Source organism: Prevotella multiformis DSM 16608 (assembly GCF_000191065.1).
GTDB lineage: Bacteria > Bacteroidota > Bacteroidia > Bacteroidales > Bacteroidaceae > Prevotella > Prevotella multiformis.
In genome coordinates this window covers 835536-859717 of the sequence record NZ_GL872282.1, presented here as the reverse complement: position 1 = coordinate 859717, position 24182 = coordinate 835536, and the positions used below count along the sequence as shown (strand labels likewise).

At 58.6% G+C, this 24182-nt stretch carries 12 protein-coding genes; 7 read left to right on the top strand and 5 right to left on the bottom strand.

Annotated elements, in window-relative coordinates:
• From dnaE to HMPREF9141_RS03460, 7 genes are all read left to right on the top strand, one after another.
• Entirely contained in the window at positions 1 to 3720 is a 3720-nt protein-coding gene (gene dnaE, locus HMPREF9141_RS03495; RefSeq protein WP_007367109.1) for a DNA polymerase III subunit alpha, read from the top strand.
• A 137-nt stretch (positions 3721 to 3857) separates the two neighbouring features.
• Positions 3858 to 4172: a thioredoxin gene (gene trxA, locus HMPREF9141_RS03490; protein WP_007367108.1), complete on the top strand. Its 315-nt coding sequence runs from the start codon at positions 3858 to 3860 to the stop codon at positions 4170 to 4172.
• Positions 4173 to 5020: 848 nt separating this feature from the next.
• Complete coding sequence (gene feoB / locus HMPREF9141_RS03480) at positions 5021 to 7501, top strand: ferrous iron transport protein B (protein ID WP_007367104.1); 2481 nt, start codon at positions 5021 to 5023, stop codon at positions 7499 to 7501.
• A 443-nt stretch (positions 7502 to 7944) separates the two neighbouring features.
• Complete coding sequence (locus tag HMPREF9141_RS03475; protein ID WP_007367103.1) at positions 7945 to 11253, top strand: SusC/RagA family TonB-linked outer membrane protein; 3309 nt, start codon at positions 7945 to 7947, stop codon at positions 11251 to 11253.
• Positions 11254 to 11284: 31 nt separating this feature from the next.
• Positions 11285 to 12847 (top strand): RagB/SusD family nutrient uptake outer membrane protein, encoded by a 1563-nt coding sequence (locus tag HMPREF9141_RS03470; RefSeq protein ID WP_040554427.1) that lies wholly within the window; start codon positions 11285 to 11287, stop codon positions 12845 to 12847.
• 20 nt (positions 12848 to 12867) lie between these two features.
• Positions 12868 to 13803, top strand: coding sequence for a zinc-binding metallopeptidase (locus HMPREF9141_RS03465; protein ID WP_007367101.1), 936 nt, complete (start codon positions 12868 to 12870; stop codon positions 13801 to 13803).
• A gap of 10 nt (positions 13804 to 13813) precedes the next feature.
• On the top strand, positions 13814 to 15094 hold the full coding sequence (locus HMPREF9141_RS03460; RefSeq protein WP_007367100.1) for a DUF4302 domain-containing protein: 1281 nt from the start codon (positions 13814 to 13816) through the stop codon (positions 15092 to 15094).
• Between the two features lie 933 nt (positions 15095 to 16027).
• On the opposite strand, the gene HMPREF9141_RS03455 is transcribed toward HMPREF9141_RS03460, so the two are convergent.
• From HMPREF9141_RS03455 to nqrF, 5 genes are all read right to left on the bottom strand, one after another.
• Positions 16028 to 18979: a TonB-dependent receptor gene (locus HMPREF9141_RS03455; protein ID WP_007367097.1), complete on the bottom strand. Its 2952-nt coding sequence runs from the start codon at positions 18977 to 18979 to the stop codon at positions 16028 to 16030.
• A 234-nt stretch (positions 18980 to 19213) separates the two neighbouring features.
• A complete protein-coding gene (locus HMPREF9141_RS03450) occupies positions 19214 to 20029 on the bottom strand; it encodes a hypothetical protein (RefSeq protein WP_007367096.1) in 816 nt (271 codons plus the stop codon).
• A gap of 92 nt (positions 20030 to 20121) precedes the next feature.
• Complete coding sequence (locus HMPREF9141_RS03445; RefSeq protein WP_007367095.1) at positions 20122 to 21405, bottom strand: Na+/H+ antiporter NhaC family protein; 1284 nt, start codon at positions 21403 to 21405, stop codon at positions 20122 to 20124.
• A gap of 139 nt (positions 21406 to 21544) precedes the next feature.
• Positions 21545 to 22609 carry a LacI family DNA-binding transcriptional regulator gene (locus tag HMPREF9141_RS03440; RefSeq protein WP_007367094.1) on the bottom strand — a complete coding sequence of 355 codons (1065 nt, stop codon included), beginning with the start codon at positions 22607 to 22609 and terminating at the stop codon, positions 21545 to 21547.
• 298 nt (positions 22610 to 22907) lie between these two features.
• A complete protein-coding gene (gene nqrF, locus HMPREF9141_RS03435; RefSeq protein WP_007367092.1) occupies positions 22908 to 24176 on the bottom strand; it encodes an NADH:ubiquinone reductase (Na(+)-transporting) subunit F in 1269 nt (422 codons plus the stop codon).
• Between the last annotated feature and the right edge of the window lie 6 nt (positions 24177 to 24182).

The window sequence follows — 24182 nt, the reverse complement described above, 5'->3', positions numbered from 1 at the left end:
ATGGAAGATTACGTACATCTGCACGTCCACACGAACTACTCCATCCTGGACGGACAGTCGAAGGTGACAAGGCTGGTCGACAAGGCCGTGGCCGACGGGATGAAAGGCATGGCCATCACGGACCACGGCGTGATGTTCGGCATCAAGGAGTTCTCGGACTACTGCGCCAAGGTCAACAAAGGCAGGAAGGAGAAGGGCGAAGCGCCTTTCAAGCCGGTTTTCGGCTGCGAGATGTACGTAGCCCGCCGCTCGATGCACGACAAGGACAAGGGCATGCACGACAACTCGGGCTATCACCTCATCGTGCTGGCGAAGAACCACCATGGTTACAAGAACCTCATCAAGCTCGTGTCGAAGGCATGGGTGGACGGCTACTATTACAAACCCCGCACCGACCGGGAACAGCTCGAGAAGTACCACGAGGACCTGATCGTCTGCTCGGCCTGCATCGCCGGCGAGATACCCAGCAAGATCATCCACGACGACATAGAGGGGGCGAGGGAGGCCTGCGAATGGTACCACCGCGTCTTCGGCGACGACTTCTACCTGGAGCTGCAGCGGCACGAGGTGAAGGACCCGACGCTGGCGGCCAACCGCGAGGCCTACCCGCTGCAGCAGAAGGCCAACAGGGTGCTGCTGCGCTTCGCCAGGGAGTACGGCATCAAGGTCATCTGCACCAACGACTGCCACTTTGAAGACAAGGAGACCGCCGAGGCGCACGACCACCTCCTGTGCATCTCGACGAACGAGGACCTGGACGACCCGAAGCGGATGCGCTACTCCAAGCAGGAGTGGTTCAAGACCCGCCAGGAGATGAACGAGGTCTTCTCCGACATCCCCGAGGCACTGACGAACACGCTGGAGATACTCGACAAGGTGGAGATCTACAGCATCGACCACGGCCCGATCATGCCGTTCTTCCCCATCCCCGAAGACTTCGGGACGGAGGGAGAGTGGCGGGAGAAGTTCTCCGAGGACGACCTGTACCGGGAGTTCACGACCGACGAGAACGGCGAACATCCGCTTCCGCCCGAGGAGGGGCAGAAGGTCATCGCCCGGCTGGGCGGCTACGAGAAGATCTACCGCATCAAGTTCGAGGCCGACTATCTGGCGAAGCTGGCGTACGACGGAGCGAAGAGACTGTACGGCGACCCGCTGTCCGACGAGGTGAAGAACCATATCCGCTTCGAGCTGCACGTGATGAAGACCATGGGTTTCCCCGGTTACTTCCTCATCGTGCAGGACTTCATCAATGCCGCCCGCGAGAAGCTGGGGGTCATGGTGGGGCCGGGGCGCGGGTCGGCCGCCGGATCCGTCGTGGCGTACTGTCTGGGCATCACGAAGATCGACCCGCTGAAATACGACCTCCTGTTCGAGCGTTTCCTCAATCCCGACCGTGTCAACCTCCCGGATATCGACACCGACTTCGACGATGACGGACGCGGGAAGGTGCTGCAGTGGGTCATGGACAAGTACGGACACGAGAACTGCGCGCACATCATCACCTACTCCACCATGGCGACGAAGAACTCCATCAAGGATGTCGCCCGGGTGGAGAGGCTGCCGCTGGACGTGGCGAACGGCCTCTGCAAGGCGATTCCCGACCGACTGCCCGACGGCATGAAGATGAACCTGACGAACGCCATCAGGTGCACGCCCAGACTGCAGGATGCCGAGGTCAGCGAAGACGCCAGGGAACGGAACACCATCAAGTACGCCAAGATGCTGGAGGGAACGGTGCGCGGCACGGGCATCCACGCCTGCGGCTTCATCATCTGCCGCAACCCCATCGACGACTGGGTGCCGGTGTCGACGGCCTCCGACCCCGACTTCCCGGAGCAGAAAGTGCCTGTGACACAGTACGACGGACACGTGATCGAATCGACCGGGCTCATCAAAATGGACTTCCTCGGGCTGAAGACCCTCTCCGAGCTGAAGGAGGCCTGCAAGGTCATCAGGCAGACGACGGGCGACGTGGTCGACCTCGACAACATCCCGATCGACGACGAGCTGACCTACCGGCTCTATCAGCGCGGACAGACCGTCGGCACCTTCCAGTTCGAGTCGGCCGGCATGCAGAAGTACCTCCGGGAGCTGCACCCGACGGTCTTCGAGGACCTCATCGCCATGAACGCCCTCTACCGGCCGGGGCCGATGGACTACATCCCCGACTTCATCAAGCGCAAGCACGACCCTTCTCTGGTTAAGTACGACATCCCCTGCATGGAGAAGTACCTCAAGGACACCTACGGAATCACCGTCTACCAGGAGCAGGTGATGCTCCTCAGCCGCCAGCTGGCCAACTTCACGCGCGGCGAGAGCGATGCGCTCCGCAAGGCGATGGGAAAGAAGAAGAAAGCCATCGTAGACCAGATGAAGCCGAAGTTCATACGGCAGGGACAGGAGAACGGACACGACCCGCAGATCCTGGAGAAGATATGGAGCGACTGGGAGAAGTTCGCCAGCTACGCCTTCAACAAGTCGCACGCCACCTGCTATTCCTGGGTGGCCTACCAGACGGCCTACCTGAAGGCGCATTATCCTGCCGAATACATGGCCGCGCTGATGACGCGCCGTTTCAGCCAGATCACCGAGATCACGAAGCTGATGGAGGAGTGCAAGGCGATGAAGATCGCCACGCTCGGGCCGGATGTCAACGAGAGCCGGACGGGATTCGGCGTGAACGGCAAGGGCGAGATCCGCTTCGGACTGGCCGCCATCAAAGGGATGGGAGCCAGCGCCGCCGAGAGCATCGTCCGGGAACGGGAGGCGAACGGCCCCTACAAGGACATCTACGACTTCGCCGAGCGCGTCGACCTCAGCAATGTGAACCGGAAGGCCTTCGAGAGCCTGGCCTACAGCGGCGGCTTCGACAGCTTCGGCCTGCAGCGTGAACAGTACTTTGCCGAGACGGGGAAAGGAAGCCTGTTCCTTGACACCATCGTCCGTTACGGGCAGCTCTACCAGGCGGAGAAGGCAGAGCAGCAGAACTCTCTCTTCGGCGGCATGGATGCCGTAGAGGTAATGCACCCTGTCGCACCGAAGACCGAGAACTGGCCCGCCATAGAGAAGCTGAACAAGGAACGCGAGCTGGTGGGCATCTACCTGTCGGCCCACCCGCTCGACGAATACAGCGTCATACTGAACAACATGTGCAACACCCGATGCCCGCAGATAGGGCGCGATGCCGACCTCGCCGCCCTCTCGGCGCTGGACGAGGTGACGTTCGGCGGCATCGTGACAGCAGTCAACGAACGGTTCTCGCAGAAGACCGGAAAGCCGTTCGGGTTCGTGACCATCGAGGACTTCAACGGCTCGGGCGAACTGGCGCTCTTCGGCGACGACTGGGCACGGTGGAACAACCTCCTGAAGGTGAACTACACCGTCTACTTCACGGCAAGATGCCAGCCCCGTTACCGCAACAATCCGTCGGTACTCGAACTGAAGGTGCAGAGCATCGAACAGCTTTACGACGTGAAGGCACACCGGCTGAAACGCTTTACCGTCTCCATGGACGCGGCCGCCATGGACGACGCGCTGGTATCGGAGCTGTCGACCTTCGTGGAGCAGCACAAGGGCAGCACGCAGCTCTTCATCCAGCTCCGCACGCCCGACAACACGACGGTCGTGCTGAAGAGCCGCGGCGGCGGTGTGAACGTAGACCGCAAGCTGGTCGACTTCATCGACGCCAATCAGAAGATGGAGTTCCACATCAACTGACGGGAGGCCGGTCTGGAGCCGGCAAGGCGCAGCGTGAGAAGAAGCCGCCGGAGGAAAGAAAGTGGCACGGTCTTTGATAGAAGACAAGAAAGAAGAATCATCACGATAATAAACAGAATCATAAAAAGAAGACAAACATGGAAGTAAAGATCACATCCGAGAATCTGGAGACTTACAAGAACGGCGATCTGCCGTTGGTAGTTGATTTGTGGGCGCCCTGGTGCGGCCCCTGCAAGATGCTGGGTCCTGTCATTTCAGAACTGGCAGAAGCGTATGACGGCAGGATCGTCGTCGGCAAGTGCGACATCGAGGAGAACGATGACGTCGCCATCGACTTCGGCGTGCGCAACATCCCGACCATCCTCTTCTTCAAGGGAGGCAAGCTGGTCGACAAGTTCGTCGGCGCGGCTCCGAAGAATGTGCTGGACGAGAAGTTCAAGGCATTGCTGTAAGCCGCGGCATTGCGGATAAGCGGAAGCCCTGTCAGACAATCATTCCGGTGATTGCCCGGCAGGGCTTCCCTGTTTTCTCCATGTGGCGGAAGGTCTCCCGGAGGATTCCACCTGTTTCTTCCGAAACAGAGAGTGAAAAAGCAAGCCCGCCCATAACAAGGCACACGGAGAAAACAGAGGAAAACCGTCACGGCAGTGCCGGCGGCACAAAAGAGCGACAGAGAGGTACGGATTTCCTTTGCTTTCCGGATAAACGCCATTTATCATTCTCACAGACTAGGGAACATCTGTATTTTCATATGGTTTCTTTGCCTTACTCAGGCATCTTTCGTGATTGATTTTTCCTGTCTGGATAGAATGGCCTATTGCAGATAACCACTCACCTGACAAACGGCCGTCAACTGCATTGCAACCAAGGCTTACCCAGGGTTCAATCAGGCGTTAGTTGCAGTGCAAGTAAGCACCTGTTCGATTGCAGTCTGCAACCTTCTGTGAGACAGACTGATATAAAATGGAAGGGAACGAAGTGGCCAGGACGGCCGGCAGGCTTCCGCACACGGTCTGAAACGCAGTCTGCCCGCAGGCACACGACCGGCCGCAACCGGCATCCCCATTATTAGGTATTTAGACTGTCGGGAATGGCCGTTCTGATTTTTTTCATTACCTTTGCCTGTCAAGCCGGACGAAGCCCTGCGCAGCGGACAGGAGCAGGACGGCGGACGGACAGACACCGCCGCATGCGGCGGCCGCAAGGCCGGAGCAGCGGCAAGAAGCAAAGGAGGAGACGGCGGCGGAACCATTCTTCCGGATGAGGGACGCTGCAGGCCGGATCACAGAATCAGGAGCTTATGAAACTATCAGAATTAAAGACCGGCGAGACCGGCGTCATCGTGAAGGTATCGGGACACGGCGGATTCCGGAAACGCATCATCGAAATGGGGTTCATCAAGGGCAAGACCGTCGAGGTACTGCTCAACGCTCCCCTGCGCGACCCCGTGAAATACAAGATCATGGGCTATGAAGTCAGTCTGCGCCACAGCGAGGCCGACCAGATCGAAGTGCTCTCGGAGGAGGAGGCCCGCAGGCTGGAGAAAGCGGAGGTCCGTACGGCCCGCAACGCCGCCCTGCCTGCCGACCCGGGAGACGGCAGCGACAAGGAGCTGACCCCCGCCGAGCTGTCGGATGCCGCCGACCGCAAGAGCCGTACCATCAGCGTGGCACTCGTGGGCAACCCGAACTGCGGCAAGACATCGCTCTTCAACTTCGCCTCCGGGGCACACGAGCGGGTGGGCAACTACTCGGGCGTGACGGTCGACGCGAAGGTGGGCCACGCCGCATACGACGGCTACCAGTTCAACCTCGTCGACCTCCCCGGCACGTACAGTCTCTCGGCCTACAGCCCGGAGGAACTCTATGTGCGCAAGCAGCTCGTAGACAAGACGCCGGACGTCGTCATCAACGTCATCGATTCGTCCAACCTGGAGCGCAACCTCTACCTCACCACACAGCTCATCGACATGCACGTCCGCATGGTCTGCGCACTCAATATGTTCGACGAGACCGAACAGCGCGGCGACAACATCGACGTCCGGCAGCTCTCCGAGCTGTTCGGCGCGCCGATGGTGCCGACGGTGTTCACCAGCGGACGCGGCGTGAAGGAGCTTTTCAGGCAGGTCATCGCCGTCTACGAGGGCAAGGAGGACGAGTCGCCCTGCTTCCGCCACATCCACATCAACCACGGACACGAGATAGAGAACGGCATCCGGGAGATGCAGGAGCACCTGAAGAAATACCCCGAGCTGCGCCAGCGGTATTCCACCCGCTACCTCGCCATCAAACTCCTCGAACACGACAAGGACGTGGAGCAGCTCATCGCACCGCTGGGCGACTCGGCCGAGATCTTCCGGCACCGCGACAACGCCGCCGCACGCGTGAAAGAGGAGACGGGCAGCGACAGCGAGACGGCCATCATGGATGCCAAGTACGGCTTCATCCACGGTGCGCTGGAAGAGGCGGACTTCTCCACGGGCGACAAGAAGGACACGTACCAGACGACACACCTCATCGACAAGGTGCTCACGAACAAGTACCTCGGCTTCCCCATCTTCTTCCTGATCCTGCTGGTGATGTTCACCGCCACGTTCGTCATCGGGCAGTACCCGATGGACTGGATCGACGCCGCCGTCAGCCGGCTGGGCGGCTTCATCGCCACCCACATGCCCGACGGACCGGTGAAGGACATGCTCGTAGACGGCATCATCAGCGGCGTGGGAGCGGTCATCGTCTTCCTGCCGCAGATCCTGATCCTCTACTTCTTCATCTCCTACATGGAGGACAGCGGCTACATGTCGCGCGCCGCCTTCATCATGGACCGCCTGATGCACAAGATGGGACTGCACGGAAAATCGTTCATACCGCTCATCATGGGCTTCGGCTGCAACGTGCCGGCGGTGATGGCGACACGCACCATCGAGAGCCGGCGCAGCCGCCTGGTGACGATGCTCATCCTGCCGCTGATGAGCTGTTCGGCGCGCCTGCCGATCTACGTCATGATCACCGGATCGTTCTTCGCCATGAAGTACCGGTCGCTCGCCATGCTCTCCTTATATATAATAGGTATCGTGATGGCGGTCGTCATTAGCCGTCTCTTCTCGGTCTTCGTCGTCAAGGGCGAGGACACGCCGTTCGTGATGGAGCTGCCGCCTTACCGCTTCCCGACGTGGAAGGCCATCGGACGGCACACCTGGGAGAAAGGCAAGCAGTACCTCAAGAAGATGGGCGGCATCATCCTCGTGGCATCCATCATCGTATGGGCACTGGGCTACTTCCCCCTGCCCGACGACCCGCACATGGACCGGCAGGCACGGCAGGAACAGAGCTACATCGGACAGCTGGGCAAGACGGTAGAGCCGCTGTTCCGGCCGCAGGGATTCAACTGGAAACTGGACGTGGGACTGCTGGCCGGCGTAGGGGCGAAGGAAATCGTGGCCTCGACGATGGGCGTGCTCTATTCCGATGACGACAGCTTCTCCGACGACAACGGCTACAGCGACGAGACGGGTAAATACACCAAACTGCACCGCCTCATCACGCAGGATGTCGCCAAGCTGCACGGCATCAGCTACCGTGAGGCAGAGCCGGTCGCCACGCTGACGGCGTTCTGCTTCCTCCTCTTCGTACTGCTCTATTTCCCCTGCATCGCCACCATCGCCGCCATCAAGGGCGAGACCGGCAGCTGGCGGTGGGCGCTCTTCGCCGCCGGCTACACCACCGTGCTGGCCTGGGTGGTCAGTGCCGCCGTGTTCCAGGTGGGGATGTGGGTGATGTGAAGAATCTCCCCAAGCCCCTCCGAAGGCCTCCGAAGGAGGGGATGCGGTGGGTAAGGTGGGATAAGGCTTATCACCGCCTACCCTCGCTTATTGCCGCCTATCACCGCCTACCCCCGCTTATTGCCGCTTATTACCGCCTATCCCCGCTTATTGCCGCCTATCACCGCCTATCCCTCTCCTCCCCCCACAACATTTTTTCGTTTTTTTCTTGGTTCTTTTATAAATATTCGCTACATTTGCACCCAACGGCAGTAACAAAGCATAAAGAAACCTAAACAATCACGCTTCAATGCCGGAATATCGACGAGGTGCCGCCGCACCCCCATGATACCCGCATCTGCCGCCGCATCATGCCGTCCGCCTTGTGCGCCTCCAGGAAGGGAGGAGGAAGATGCCTTGAAAACAATGCCTTAGTAAACAAATCAGTTAATTTTAAAAAATCTATGGAGAAAAGATTTGCGCTCTTTTTGTTTGGGCTCGTCCTGTCAATCGGCACGGCGTTCGGTCAGACAAAGATCAATGGTACTGTATTTTCTCAGGACGATGGCGAACCCATCATCGGCGCATCCGTCATGGTACAGGGTACCACGGCGGGAACCGTCACCGACATCGACGGAAAGTTCACGCTGGACGTGCCTGCAGGAAAGAAAATCGTAGTCAGTTACATCGGCATGGTCACGCAGACCCTCACGCCCAAGGACGGCATGAAGGTGGGCCTCACCAACGACAACCACCAGCTCACGGAGGTCGTCGTGACGGGTATGACCCAGCAGGACAAACGCCTCTTCTCGGGTGCCGCCACGAAGATCGACGCCTCGAAGGCGAAACTCGACGGCATGGCCGACGTGAGCCGGTCGCTCGAAGGCCGCGCCGCCGGCGTGAGCGTCCAGAACGTCTCGGGTACGTTCGGAACGGCACCGAAGATCCGTGTGCGCGGCGCCACGTCCATCTACGGTTCGTCGAAACCGCTGTGGGTGGTCGACGGAGTCATCATGGAAGACGTCACCGAAGTCGATGCCGACAACCTCTCCTCGGGTGATGCGGCCACGCTGATCTCCTCTGCCATCGCCGGACTGAACGCCGACGACATCGAGAGCTTCCAGATTCTCAAGGACGGTTCCGCCACTTCCATCTACGGTGCGCGCGCCATGGGCGGCGTGATCGTCGTCACGACGAAGAAGGGCAAGGCCGGCAGCAACCGCATCAGCTACACCGGAGAATACACCATGCGGCTCCGCCCGAGCTACTCGCAGTTCAACATCATGAACTCCCAGGAGCAGATGGGCATCTACAAGGAGATGGCCGCAGACGGACTGTTCTCCTTCTCGCGCACGCTGCGTGCATCCACCAGCGGTGTCTACGGGAAGATGTACAACCTCCTCAACACCTACGACACCACCAACGGCCGCTTCGGCATCGCCCACAACGACGACGCCATCAACGCCTACCTCCGGGAGGCGGAAATGCGCAACACCAACTGGTTCAAGGAGCTGTTCAGCAATTCCATCTCGATGAACCACTCCATCTCCATGTCGTCGGGTACGGACAAGGCGCAGTACTACACCTCCTTCTCCTTCATGGACGACCCCGGATGGGCCGAGCAGAGCAAGGTACGCCGTCTGACCTACTCCATCAACGCCAACTACAACATCAGCAAGAAGGTGACGCTGAACCTCATCGGCAACACCGCCTACCGCAAGCAGCGGGCACCGGGATCGGTTAACCAGGACGTGGATGTCGTGTCGGGGGCAGTGAACCGCAACTTCGACATCAACCCCTATTCCTATGCCATCAACTCCTCAAGGGCCTTGGATCCCAACACATTCTACGTGCGCAACTACGCACCGTTCAACATCCACCACGAGCTGGCGAACAACTTCATCGACTTCGATGTCCTCGACCTCAAGATGCAGGCGGAACTGAAGTACAAGCCCGTCAGCAAAGTGCAGCTGTCCGTGCTGGGGGCCTACAAATACTCCATCACCTCGCAGGCCACACAGATCCGTGAGGGCTCCAACATGGCGATGGCCTACCGTGCCATGGACGATGCCACCATCCGCAACGCCAACCCCTGGCTCTACCTCGACCCCGACCAGCCCAACTCGCTGAAGTTCTCGGTGCTGCCGAAGGGCGGATTCTACGACGAGACGAAGTACCGCATGAACAGCTGGGACTTCCGTGCAACGGCAAGTTACAACGATGTCTTCAACGAGCGGCACATCGTCAACTTCTACGGCGGTATGGAAATCAACAACACCGTCCGCACGCAGAGCTACTTCGAGGGTGTGGGCATGCAGTACGGCATGGGCTATCTCCCCAATTACGATTACCATTACTTCAAGCATGCCATCGAGGACAACAACCTGTACTACGACCTCTACAACTCGTACAACCGCGACGTCTCCTTCTTCGGGACGGCCAACTACTCCTGGAAAGGACGCTATGCCGCCAACTTCACCACACGCTACGAGGGCAGCAACCGCCTCGGAAAGGCGCGCACGGCACGATGGCTGCCTACGTGGAACATATCCGGCGTGTGGAACGCACATGAAGAGCCGTGGTTCCAGAAGACCTTCAAGAACGCCATGACCCACGCCACGCTGCGCGCTTCCTACTCGCTGACGGGCGACAAACCGGCCGTCACCAACTCGCAGGTCATCATCCGCAGCTCGAACATCTGGCGGCCCTTCGCCGTCGACAAGGAGACGGGACTCTACATCTCCCGCTTCGCCAATCCCGACCTGACCTACGAGAAGAAGCACGAGTTCAACATCGGCATGGACCTCGGCTTCCTCAACAACCGCCTGAACGTCGTCTTCGACTGGTACACCCGCAACAACTACGACCTCATCGGGCCGCGCACGACGAACGGCACGAAGGGTACGATCACCGAATATGCCAACGTGGCCAGCATGAAGTCGCACGGAGAGGAGCTTTCCATCTCGAGCAAGAACATCCTGACAAAGAACTTCCAGTGGACAACCGACTTCATCTTCTCCCACGTGAAGACACGCGTCACCGACCTCGACAGCCGCTCGCGCATCATGTCGATGGTCAGCGGGTCGGGATTCACCATGGTGGGCTATCCCTACCGCGCCCTCTTCTCCTGGGAATTCAAGGGACTCAACAAGCACGGCATACCGCAGGTCATCAACCAGGACGGTGAACTCACCACCAGCGGCGTAGACTTCCAGAGCTACGACCTCGACCACCTGAAGTATGAAGGCCCCACCGACCCGACCGTCACCGGCTCCTTCGGCAACACCTTCTCCTACAAGGGCTGGCACCTGAGCATCTTCACCACCTACGCCTTCGGCAACAAAGTGCGCCTCGACCCCTTCTTCAGCACGAGCTATTCGGATATGTCCGCCATGCCCAAGGAGTTCCGCAACCGATGGACAAAGACCGGCGACGAGGCCCACACCACCATCCCCGCCATCGCCGACCTCCGCTCCATCCAGCAGGACGGCTATCTGCACCGTGCCTACAACGCATACAACTACTCTACAGAGCGCATCGCCAAGGGCGACTTCATCCGCATGAAGGAGATTTCCCTGGCGTATGACTTCCCCGCACAGCTGATCCGGCACATCGCACTCAGCTCGATGAGCCTGAAGCTGCAGGCGACCAACCTCTTCCTGATCTACTCTGACAAGAAACTCAACGGACAGGATCCGGAGTTCTTCAATTCAGGAGGCGTGGCCCTGCCTGTACCCCGCCAGTTCACCCTGACGCTGCGGCTTGGAATCTGATACATACAAAAACTATAAGGAGAAAACGAAAATGAAAAAGATAAGTGTTTTGCTTCTGGGGGCAGGCCTCCTCGGTCTTTCCTCCTGCAACGATTTCCTGGACCGTCTGCCTGACGACCGTGCCGAGGTGAACGACTTCGAGAAAGCGACTCAGCTCGTGTCCTCCGCCTACTCCACAGCCTCTCCGGCCTTCATGATGGAGTGGAGCAGCGACAACGTCACCGACAACGGAAAGACCTTCTACTACCAGACCGACCAGGACCAGGTGTACCGCTGGAAGGCGGTCAACACGACCGGAAACGACGACCCGCAGCACGTATGGGGCTACGCCTACTACGCCGTCGGCAACGCCAACCAGGCGCTGGAAGACCTCGGCAAGGTGAAGAGCGGCAACATCGAAGCCGTACGCGCCGAGGCGCTGCTCTGCCGGGCATGGGCGGTCTTCAGCATCGCCAATGCCTTCTGCATGGCCTACGACGAGTCGAAAGCCGACCAGTATCTCGGACTGCCTTACCCCAAGGAGGCGAACCGGTCGGTGGACAAGCGGGGTACACTGCGCGAACTCTACGAGAACATCAACGCCGACATCGAGGCGGCACTGCCCCATGTCAGCGACGAGTACATGACGGTGCCCAAGTATCACTTCAACCCGAGGGCCGCCTATGCCTTCGCCGCACGCTTCAACCTCTATTACCACAAGTGGGACAAGGCACTGGAGTATGCCACCAAGGCACTCGGCACGCAGCCGGCGTCGCTCATGCGCACCGTCTCGCACTACAAGAGCCTGTCGGGCGGCCGCCGAGAAATACACAACAACTACATCAGTTCCAGCGAGAATGCCAACTTCATGCTCCAGACGGCGGTCTCTTACCTCGGGTATGCGACCACCTCAGGCGCCTTCAACCGCTACAACTACGCCAACTACCTCGTCGACCGAGAGCTGTACTGGGCGGAGATGCCCTGGGGCACCGGCTCGATCAACAACACGCTCTATGAGACGAAGCTCCTCTACGGACCCAACCAGGTGGTTGTCTATCCGAAGCTGGCGGACGAATGGGAATACACCAATGCCGCCAAGACGAGAGGCTACATCCATGTCGTCGACCCCGTCCTCACGGCTGACGAGACCCTCCTCGTGCGTGCCGAGGCGGAGATCCTGCTGAAGAAATACACCGAGGCACTGGCCGACATGAACACATGGGTGTCCGTACACTGTGCCCCGTCCTCCGGTACGGCGACACGTCCGACGCTGACCATCGCGTCCATCAAGGCGTTCTTCGACAGCCAGGAAACGGTGCCGGAGAAGATGGAAAGCAAAGACCAGATGGGCGTCAAGAAGGCACTGCACCCACAGGGATTCACGATTGACGAGACCCAGACCAACCTGCTCTACGCCCTGCTGCAGATGCGCCGGCTGGAGACCTGCATGCAGGGACTGCGCTTCATGGACCTCAAACGCTACGGCATCGCCTTCACCCATCTGCTCGACGGCGAGAACCCCATCTACTTCAAGACGGGCGACCTCCGCGGTGCCCTGCAGCTGCCGGGCGACGTCATCGAGGCCGGAATGGAACCTAACCCACGAGAAAATTAAACAAAAGGAGGACTATACGTATGAAAACAATAAAATTCCTGCTCATGGCAGTCGTCGTAGCCCTGGCTGCCGCCTGTTCAAACGACGATGTCGACACGTCCCGCTCCATCTTCCAGAAAGGAGAGGCAAAGGCGGACAGCACGGCTTTCGACAAATGGCTGCGGAAGAACTTCGCCGACCCGTACAACATCCGGTTCGACTACCTTTACATCGACCAGAACAGCGATATGTCATACAACGTCAGTCCGGCGGACATCAAGAAGTCCATCGCCCTGGCAAAGATCATCAAGCACGTGTGGCTCGACGCCTATACCGAACTGATGGGTCCCGACTTCCTCAAGCAGCACTGCTTCCGTGAGTTCCAGCTCATCGGATCGGCGGAATACACCAGCAACGGCTCCATCGTACTGGGATTCGCCGAGGGCGGCATCCGTGTCAACCTCTTCCAGGTGAACGCACTCGACCCCACCCACATCTACATCGAGCAGACGACACCTTACGGCACGTCGGATGCCTTCGACCTGAACCGGGCCTACTTCCACACGATGCACCATGAGTTCGCACACATCCTGACCCAGCTCAAGGACTACTCGACCGACTTCCGCGGCATCTCCGCCGGCAAGTACCACACGGCCGACTGGGTGAACGTGAAGGACCTGAACTCGGGAGCGGAAGGATTTGTCACGGGCTATGCCAGCAGCGAATACAACGAGGACTTCGCCGAGGTGTTCTCCTGCTACGTGACCGACACCGACGCCATGTGGCAGAAACGGCTCGCACAGGCCGTCACGGCAGCCAACGGCGACGAGAGCGGCAAAAAGGCCATCCTTGCCAAGCTGAGCATCATCCGCACCTACCTGAAGGATGCGTGGGGCGTGGACATCGACAAGCTGCGCACCATCGTGCTGCGCCGTGCAAGCGAAGTAAGCACACTGGATCTGGAAACATTAAATTAAGACTTAAGTTATGAAAAAGACATATCGATTACTGTTTGCATTGACGGCACTCGTCTTCACGGCTTCCTGCACGCCGGAGGTGGAGGATGCCTTCGACAAGCCGTCTCCCGACCGCATCGCCGAGGCGATCAGCGAGACAAAGGATATCCTCACGGCTGCCCCGAACGGATGGAAAATGGCTTACCAGGGCTCCGGCGGATTCGGCGGATTCAACATCCTCTGCAGATTCGACAAGGAGGACAACGTGTTCTGCGAAGAGGAAAGCGATCACGCCAAGGGCACCTCGCACTACACCGTACAGCAGGGACAGGGCGTGCTGCTGTCCTTCGACTCCTTCAATGCCGCCCTGCACAAGTATTCAGACCCTGTCGGGAAGATCAACGGGAAGTCCGTCGGCAAGGACGGGAAAGGCTTCCAGGGCGACTTCGAGTTCCGCGTCATGTCCTGCACGAAGGACAGCATCGTCCTGGAAGGGCGCAAGCACGGCGACCGGGTCGTCATGACCCCTATGCCGGAAGACCTCACGTGGGACAGCTTCTTCACGCAGATTGCCACCGTTGCGTCGGGCATGAGTTCCGAACGCTACAACATCATCATCGACAAGGACACGCTGCCTGCCAGGATGAACCTGCATACCCTGCACACGACGGACAAGAACGGAAAGGCCGTCGCCATTCCGTTCATCTACACGCCGCAGGGCATCGAGGTGCTGAAGGGCGACTCGCTGAACGGAAGGAAACTGACGGCATTCACCTATTCCACAGACGACAAGTGGGTCGACCCCAATGACAAGGGCGTCATGCTGTCCCCGCGCGACATCACGCCGCTCGAAGCTTTCTTCAGCGACAACTGGACCATCAACGTGGGTTACAGCAGCACGGCGGAAATGAATATATGGAAGGCCGCCGCCGCCTATGCCGCAAGCAAGAACATGGAGATCGTCACCGTCTTCTTCAGCACTACACCGGGTTTCCTGAGCCTGTCATCCTATGTGGGCGACGACTGGGGCAACCTCCGCACGCTCTACAGCACCAGCGGGAAGAACCAGATCACCATCAAGGGCTTCAGGCCCAATCCGAAAGGTACGGCCAACGAGAGGAACGGCGCCGTCTACTACAACCAGTACAAGCTGAAGGACATCGCCAATACCTTCCTCGTCAACGGACAGGCGACAGACTATACACTGTCGATCGACGACCCGAAGCATCCGCTGTGGCTGCGCATGACGAGCAACAGCCACGACGAGGTGTCCTTCGTCTTCTACAGAGGAATCTGGAGCGCAGACTTCTGACACCCCATCCCCCGGAAGAAAGAACCAACGGGACAAGGAAGACGGACAGGAGGGATGACAGGGAACAACACAGACGGGAATCTCTGCAGAACTCCTCCGCAAGCAAATCACAGGGTATAGGGCTTTGCCGATACCCATTATAACGGGAAGAGCCCTGTCAGACTCGGACGGCGAGTTTTGACAGGGCTCTTTTTGGTTCTTCGGTTAAATGCGCGGATGCTTTCCGTATGGCTTCAACGGAAGTACCGGAGTAATTCATTCAACGAAAACATAGCCAAGGCTGTCAACTGCCTGTTCTGTCATCATCCTTTGATACAAAAACCTTTTCAGTTTAATCTGTCGGGAATACAGACAGGGTTTTGAAAAACCATTACATAATTCCAAACAGATCATCTGCAAATATAAAAAAAACGTGCAAAAGGAAGGTTTGTAACCGACAGTCAATCAACTGGTTATCAATTCATTTCTGAAAGGTGCCTGATTGGACTTCAAAAGGGCGTTGGCAACACGCTGAAAGAGCACCTTCTGCAGGTCAGTCAGGCATCTTTCAGAAGCCAGAAGGGCGTGTGCTGCTTTGCACTGCATGAAAACAGTTTACAAATACCGGCGGTATGGGAATAAGCTGTCTGTAGAAGACGGAAAGGCCTGCCGATGGACCGGCATCGTATCAATCTGCCTTTCCTGCATCTTACCTTGTAGCTCATCCCCCTTTGCAAGACCCCATCTGATTCTGGACGGCCATGCCCTGCAAGCGTAGAAGCCTTTCTTCTGTTTCCCATCTACGCATTGACCGGAAAAACCGGAAAGTCCATTTCAAAACCCGTCTGTGAGCAGAGAAATGGACTTTTCCTTGTTTTCAGAAAATTCAACTTACACGCCGGAAGCTGTCAGGCCGCCGCTTTGCAGTCTGCCTCCTCGGGGGCGATTCCCTTTTCAGAACCCTCCCCCCACAGGCGGACGACCGCCAGGACCCGGGCCGCCCGGTCTCATGCCCGGTCCGCGATGGTCGAAAGGCGGCGCATCCTTCGGTCTCGGCATGGCATTCCTGCCGCCGAACAGGTTCAGCCGGTAGGTGGCACGCAGCATGATGTAGCTGTTGATGCTGTTGTACTCCGTGTCGGTACGGCTCACGGCGCTGATGACCCGTGACAGATTGCTCTGGCGGTGCAGGATGTCATAGAACTGCAGGCTGACCGTCAGCGCATTGCCTTTCAGCAGGCTCTGCGACAGCTGTGCATTCCACAGCAGCTCGTTCGTGTTCAGCGAGGCGTCGCTGTAACCGCGGCGGCTGGTCTGGTGAAGATCGGTCGACAGGCTCATGTTCCACGGCAGGCTCAGGCTCAACGTGCCGCCGTAGGCAAACTGCCAGGTATGCAGGTTGCTGAAGCTCTGCAGGTTGTTCTTCGTCCGGGTAAAGTCGGCCGACCCGTCCAGTTCCAGTTCCAGCCAGCTGTTGCGGTAGCTGCCGGCGAGGCGTTCGCCCAGCGTCAGCGATTTCGTGATGTTCTTCTGCAGACTGCTTGCGAAGTCCGGCTGCAGAAAGCTGACATAACGGTTGAAACCGGCACGCGTGAAGGTATGGATGTTCCATACACCGGCCGAATCGATGCTCGTATTGTACATCACAGCCGCATCGGCATCCCAGTTTCCGTCCACGTTCACGGGTTTCACCGTACGTGCTCCGCTCGCCGCATCATAGCTGACGCTGTTGCCGATGGCGTTGCGTGTGGCGGAGAAATTGGCAAAGGTCATCAGTGCCTGTGCATGGCTCTGCCGGAAAGTGTTGTAGAAGAGTCGGAAACGGTTGGTGAAGGCCGGTTTCAGCCCGGGGTTGCCCACGGAAATGTTCTGCGGGTCGGTATTGTCGGTGATATTGAGCAACTGGCTCATCGTCGGCTGTGTCGCCGTTCCCTTGTAATTGATGCGCAGGTTGCTCTGCTCGCTGAAACGGTAACGGAAGTCGAACGTCGGGCTCCAGTTCACCACCGTCCGTGCCGTGTCGACGTGTACACCGAGATAATCCTGCCTATAGGTGGAACGCTGGGGCTGCAGCATCACGCCCACGTTCATCTTCCACTTGCTGCGGATCATGCGCAGCATCACCTGCACGTCGTGTGTGTAGGTGCGGTATTCCGAATAGCGGCTCAGACTGCCGTCCAGGTAACTGTCCACCGGCTGTGCCAGCAGACCGAGATAGCTGTTCCACGAGCGGTAAGCCGGATGCACACAGCTGAATGTCGCTGCGGGCAGTGCCGAGAAATCGTAGGTGTCGCGGTTGCTCTTCGAGAGACCGTACTTGAACTGATAGCTGAACTGCAGGTAGGTCTTCCGGGCTATCGGCTCGCTGTAAGTCGCCTGCACGGCATAGTCCCAGCTCCTCGTCGGCATGAGGTTGAACCGGTACGCCCGGTAGGTGGAATCGTTGCCGAGTGCGTCCCGCAGCTGGAAATACTGGAGGTCCTGTGTCGAGAAAGTCCTGGAGTCGGCATCCGTATAGTCACCGTCCATGCGCAGCGTCACGTTCCGTCCCTTTTTCCCCAGCCGGCGGTTCACCTGCAGCATCGCCCCCAGCGAGGTGTTGTCGCCGTAGGTGATGGTCGTATTCTGCTGGCTGTTCACCATCAGTCCCTTGGCTTTGAGCTGTGCGACGGCCGCTGCCGACAAGGGGTCGTCGACGGTCTCGTAAGGATCGGCGCTGTAGGCAGCCGACGTGCTGACAGTCTGTCCGTCGTTCTTGCTGACCTGTATGTTCGGGCGGAACATGATGTTCCAGACCGAATCGGGCCGCCACTCCAGACGGAACCGGCCATCCCACGAGTCGGTCCGGGTGTACTGCTGTGAGAGGCGGTTGGAGAAAGAGCCCTGCTGCGCCACGAAGTTCTCCGCTGCGATGCGTGCGTTCAGGTCGCCGTCGGCATGATTCCACCGAACACTGCCATCCCACTGCAGCGACTGTCCGTTGTCGTAGTTCATGTTCAGACCGACCATCTTCGTCGCATTCAGTCCCTGCCGTACACCGCCGAAGCCGCCGCGCGGTCCGCCGCCGAAGCCCATGTCGTTGACGTTGTTCGCCGAGACGAATCCCATCATCCGGAACTTGTCGTTGAAGTAGGCCGCCATGCCGCGTTCGGAATAACGGTGCTTCGTCCCGATGCCGAGGTCGATGTTGGAGAAAAGCCCCTTGTTCATCCCCTGTTTCACGCCGAAGTCCAGGACCGTAGACTCGTTGCCGTCGTCGATGCCCGTCACACGGGTGAGGTCGCTCTGCTGGTCGTAGGCCTTTATGGTCTGTATGATGGAAGTGGGGAGGTTCTTCATGGCGGTCTTCGTGTCGCCCACCATGAATTCCTTTCCGTTGACGAGGATCTTCTTCACTTCCTTGCCGTTAATCTTGATTGTCCCGTCGTCCGACACCTCCGCCCCGGGCAGCTTCTTCACCAGTGCCTCGATGGTCGAGCCCTCCGGTGTGCGGTAGGCCGAGGCGTTGTATTGGAAGGTGTCGGCCTTCACGACCACCTTCGGCGCGCTCGCCACCACCTTGACCTCCTTCAGCATGTGTGTGTCTGTCTGGAAGTCAAGCTGTCCGACGGAGACATCCTGCTCATTGGCAATCGTCACGTTCTGGAAGATCGTCCTGTAGCCTACATACGATGCCTTCAGGATATATCTGCCGTTTGCCGGGGCAGTCACCTTGAACGTACCGGTCTCGTCGGAGGTGGCTCCTACTACGTAACTGCTGTCCTGCTTCAGCAGCTGGACGACGGCAAAGGGCACGTGTTCCTTCATCTCTCCGTCATAGAGCGTTCCTGTAATTGTCCTGTTCTGCGCCAGCACCGCCACGGTGACGGGAAGCAGGAGGACAAGTGTCAACAGTCTTTTTACCATAAATGTCTCCTTTTTGATGATCTAAACGTGAAATATGACGTCTGAGAGGGGATAAGGTTTAATCAAGGGGGGAGTTTTTCAGGGGTGATAGGCGGGGAGGGGGCGATGATGGGCGGGGATAAGAGGGGGACGGGGAGGGGCGATGATGGGCGATGATAAGCGGGGATAGACGGGGATGGGCGGCGATGGGCGGGGATAGACAACAGGAAAACATCACGGCGTGTTGCCGCCGGTCTACTCTTCGATTTCAGACAGGCTTTTCACGAAGTTGTGGAAGAAATTGCTGGTGGTCTCGACAGGGGCATAGCCCACGTAACGCAGACTCCGGCTGAGGTTGCGACGGAGAACGGCATTGTTGTTCTGCACGAAGCCGGCGGAGTTCTGTCTGAAATGCCACTCCTGCGCCGTGTCCTTCGCCAGGTCCGACACACTGCGGAGGGTCAGCCGGTATGCCTTCGGATCGCTCTTGGTGACGAAAGGCAGCTCGTCCTGCTCGAAGCCGAAGACCGATATGAGGACGTTGCCCTGCAGTTCCGCCATCCCGTGCAGCTGAAGAGCCGTCAGCCAGTTGTCGAGTTTCACGAAGTCCACCTTGTCGCCGCGTGTCCGGAGGTATTCGCCCATCGTGATGATTCCCCCCAGGTTCATCCCCCGTGTGAACATCACCTCGGAGTTGGAGACAATGAGCTTCAGCATATCGAGCGCCTCCACAGAGGTGTCGATGCTGTGCAGTTCGCTGTAGATGAGATTCTTCAGCCGCCGGTTCAGAAAGGCATTGCTGAGCCTGACGGTCTTCGGAATCCTCGCCGCCAGCGACTTGCGCTCGTCCTGCCTTCCCCTGAGGTCGGCGATGATCCCCTCCGGGAGGTTCAGTCCCTCGTCCATGGCATGCTGGGCAATGCCGTTGATGAAGACCGGCATGACCTGCTGCGCCTCCACCATCTGCATGAGCCTCCGCCACTTGAAAGGCGACATCGGTTCGATGCTCGACTGCGTGCCGAACGCTCCTGAGCAGAGGATGCGGAAGAAATTACGCTGTATGATGTCCATTGAAGAAGAATCGATTGTCTGCATGATGATAGGCGGGGATAGGCGATGATGGGCGATGATGGGCGGTAATAAGAAGGGATGAGAGAGGGACACTATGAGTAGCGGCGGGGATAATGGAAGAGGATCGACAGCAGGGCTGCGATGCCCAGCACCATGGGATAATACAGATAAGGAATGATGCTCACGGGATTGAGCTTGGCCAGTCCGGCAGCCATCAGCAGCTGTGCGCCGTACGGAATCAGGCCCTGCGCACAGCAGGAGAAGGTGTCGAGGATGCTGGCCGCCTTGCGCCTGTCCACGCCGTACCGGTCGCCGATCTGCCGTGCTATGCCGCCCACGGTGAGGATGGCCACCGTGTTGTTGGCCGTGCAGATGTCCACCAGACTCACGAGGAAGGCAATGGTCAGCTCCGCCCCCTTCTTGCCGTTGACGTGGCGTGTGATGATGCGGATGAGATAGTCGATGCCGCCGTTCTCACGGATGATTTCCAGCATTCCGCCTGCCATCATCGTGATGATAATCAGTTCGCCCATGCCCGTGATGCCTGTCCCCATGCTCGAGAACCAGCCGAAGACATCGTAAGTGCCGTCGACGATACCGATGATGCCTGTCAGGGTGATGCCGATCGTCAGTACCGCCATGACGTTCATGCCGAAGACGGCACAGAGGAGGACGGCCATGTACGGGATGATTTTGTAAATGCTGACAGATGCCGCCTGCCCCGTCGTATGCAGGTCTTCGCCCATGAAGACATAGACAAGGAGGATGAGGACGGCCGCCGGTGCGGTGATGAAGAAGTTGACCTTGAACTTGTCGGCCATCTTGCACTCCTGCGTCCGTGTGGCGACGACCGTCGTGTCACTGATGAAGGAGAGGTTGTCGCCGAAGAACGACCCGCCTGCCACCACCGCCACGACGAAGGGCAGCGAACTGCCTGTCGAGGTGGCGACGCCGGCAGCGATGGGTGTCAGAGCGACGATGGTCCCGACACTCGTCCCGATGCTGATGGAAATGAAGCAGGCGGCAAGGAAGAGCCCCGGCAGCAGCAGGCTGCCCGGCAGGACCGACAGCGTCAGGTTGACGGTGGCGTCGATGCTGCCCATCTCCTTGGCCGAATTGGCGAAAGCCCCGGCAAGCACGAATATCCAGAGCATCATCATCATGTTGTCCGTACTGGCTCCCTTGCTGTAGATTTCGATGCGCTTCGAGAGCGGATAGCCTCCGGAGACGGCGATGGCGAAGATGCTGGAGACCATGAATGCCACGGTAATCGGCACCTTGTAGAAGTCGCCGGACACGATGGACGTGACCAGATAGAGCACGATGAATACCATGAGCGGACTCAGGGCGAGGAGGCCTTTTTTGTTTTCTGTCATTGGGGGGGATATTTGTGGGAGGGGATAAGCGATGATAGGCGGGGATGGGCGATGATAGGCGATAATAAGCGGGGATAGGCGGGGATAGGCGATGATAAGAGAGGATAAGCGATTACAAAAGGGGGAGAGGGGATACCGATCAGCCCCAGGAGCGGTGGTAGAAGTCGATGTTCTCGGGGGTCAGCAGGTCGATGGGCATGTAGTTGACCGGCTCCACCTTCTTCTTCAGCACGATGGCATGGAAGAGGGAATCGACGCTGAAGAACCCCTGCTGGTAGGCATGCTGTGCGATGAGGAAGAAGATGCTCCCGGCACGCAGGCAGTCGGCATTCTTGTGTACCATGTCGTAGCCCATAATCTGCACATTGCGGCGTCCGGTCTTCAGGAGGAACTCGCCCACGATGTGCGCCTTAGAGTTCAGCGTGATGCAGTGCCTTACCTCCGGATGGGCAGAGAAGAACTTCTCCAGGATGCGGTCGTAGCGTTTGCGCTCCTCGTCCAGCGGCAGGTTCACCTCGAGGATTTCCGTTTCCGGACAGTTCTCTTCCATGTAACGCCGGAATCCCACCTCCCGGTTCTCCTGCTGGCGGCTCGCCATCTTCCCGTCCTTCGTCTGCCGCATGAGCATGACGGCCTGTTCCTTTCCCGCCACGAGCATGAGCATCCTCGCCGCAAACCGTCCGCTCTGAATGGAGTCCTGTCCGTAGAACGACAGCGGCTGCAGGGACGGCATATAGGAATCGAGCAGGATGAAAGGGATGTTGCGTTCGTGCAGTTCGTCGGTGAAGGGACGCGTCAGCTCCAGCGTCGTAGGAACGAGAATCACGCCGTCCGGGTTCTTCTCCAGGCATTTCTGGTAGGTCGTGATAAAGGAATGGGAGTCCAGCCGGCTGTAATACATGATTTCCAGGTCGACGTCAAAGTCCCTGCGCATCTCGACCGCCTTCAGTGCCCCCGTCTCTATCTCCTCCCAGTAAGTCTCACTGGCATGCTTCGGCAGGAGACAGTAGAAGGTGTAGCTCTTGTTGTAGGCCAGCGCACTGGCATAGACGTTGGGCTGGTAGTCCATCTCCTTGAGCACCTTCTCCACCCGCTTCAGGGCTGCCGCCGACACGTTGGGGCGTTTGTGCAGCACCCTGTCAACCGTCCCGACGCTTACGCCGGCGCGCTCCGCGATGTCTTTGATTCTGATCTTTTCCGCCATAGGTAGAAAGGGATAAATGATTTCACCTTACACGGTGCAAAATTACGAATAATTGTTGGAATGCGTGTAGTCACAGACATTATTTTGCAGCAGAAGGCGCACGGAGGAAAGACGGAAAGGCGGAAGGAACAGCAAGCGGGGATGCCACCGGTGGCATCCCCGCTTGTTCGTTATCAGGAAAACAGATCGCCCGGAAACCGGCAGACCGTCGTCTGAAGTCCGGCAGACGGCCGTCTGGGAAATCAGCGAATCTGCCGTCTGAAGTCCGGCAGGCAGCTTCCTGAAGACCGGCGACCTGTTATCCGAAGTTGTCGTACATGATGGCATCCTGGTCTACGCCCAGACTGTCGAGATAGTCGGTGACGGTCTTGATGAGCATGGGAGGTCCGCAGAGGTAATACTCGCAGTCCTCGGGTGCTTCATGCTTGCTGAGATATTCGTCACGGATGCAGTTGACGGCGAAACCGGTGTAGTACTTCACGCCGGCCTCATCGGCCTTCGGGTCCTGACGGTCGAGCGAGAGGTGGAAGTGGAAGTTAGGATATTCCTTCTCCAGTTCCCAGAAGTCCTCGAGGAAGAACGCCTCGCCGAGCGAGCGTGCCCCGTAGAAGAAGTGCATCTCACGGTCGCGCACGTGCAGCGTCTTGGTCATGTGCATGATCTGCGCCCGCAGCGGAGCCATGCCGGCGCCGCCGCCGATCCATATCATCTCCTTGCCGGAAGTGAAGTTGGGATGGAAGTCGCCGTAAGGGCCGCTCATCATCACCTTGTCGCCCGGTTTGAGCGAGAAGATGTACGACGACCCGATGCCCGTCGGCACGTCCTGGAAGCCCACCTGCGGGCGCGGCAGGAACGGTGTCGAGGCGATGCGGACGGTCAGCATGATGATGTCGCCCTCGGCCGGATAGTTCGCCATGGAATAGGCACGGACGGTCGGTTCGGGGTTGTGTGCCTTGAGCGAGAGGATGTTGAACTTCTTCCACGGCCCGAGGTACTCCTCACCGATGTCGTTCTTGTCGAAGTCCTTGTCGTAGTCGATGCAGTCGTAGGCCGGAATCTTGATCTGCGCGTAGGATCCGGGCAGGAAGTCCATGTGCTCGCCCGGTGGCAGCGCCACCTTGAACTCCTTGATGAAGCTGGACACGTTCTTGTTGGAAATGACGGTACACTCCCACTCCTTGACGCCCATGACCGACTCCGGCACCTTCAGCGCCATGTCGCCCTTCACCTTGCACTGGCATCCGAGCCGCCAGTGGTCCTTGATTTCCTTGCGGCTGAAGTGCGGGCGTTCGGAGTCGAGTATCTCGCCGCCGCCTTCCACCACCTGTACCTTGCACTGTCCGCAGCTGGCCTTGCCGCCGCAGGCCGAAGGCAGGAAGACGCCGTTCTCGTTCAGCGTCGCCATGACGGAGCTGCCCTGGTCGACGGTCAGCTGCCTGTCGCCGTTGATGGTTATCGTCACCTTTCCGCTCGGGCTGAGGTACTTCTTCGCCACGAGCAGGAGGATTACCAGCACGAGGATGGTAATCAGGAATACCGCAATACTTGTTGTTATGAATTGTCCCATGATTGT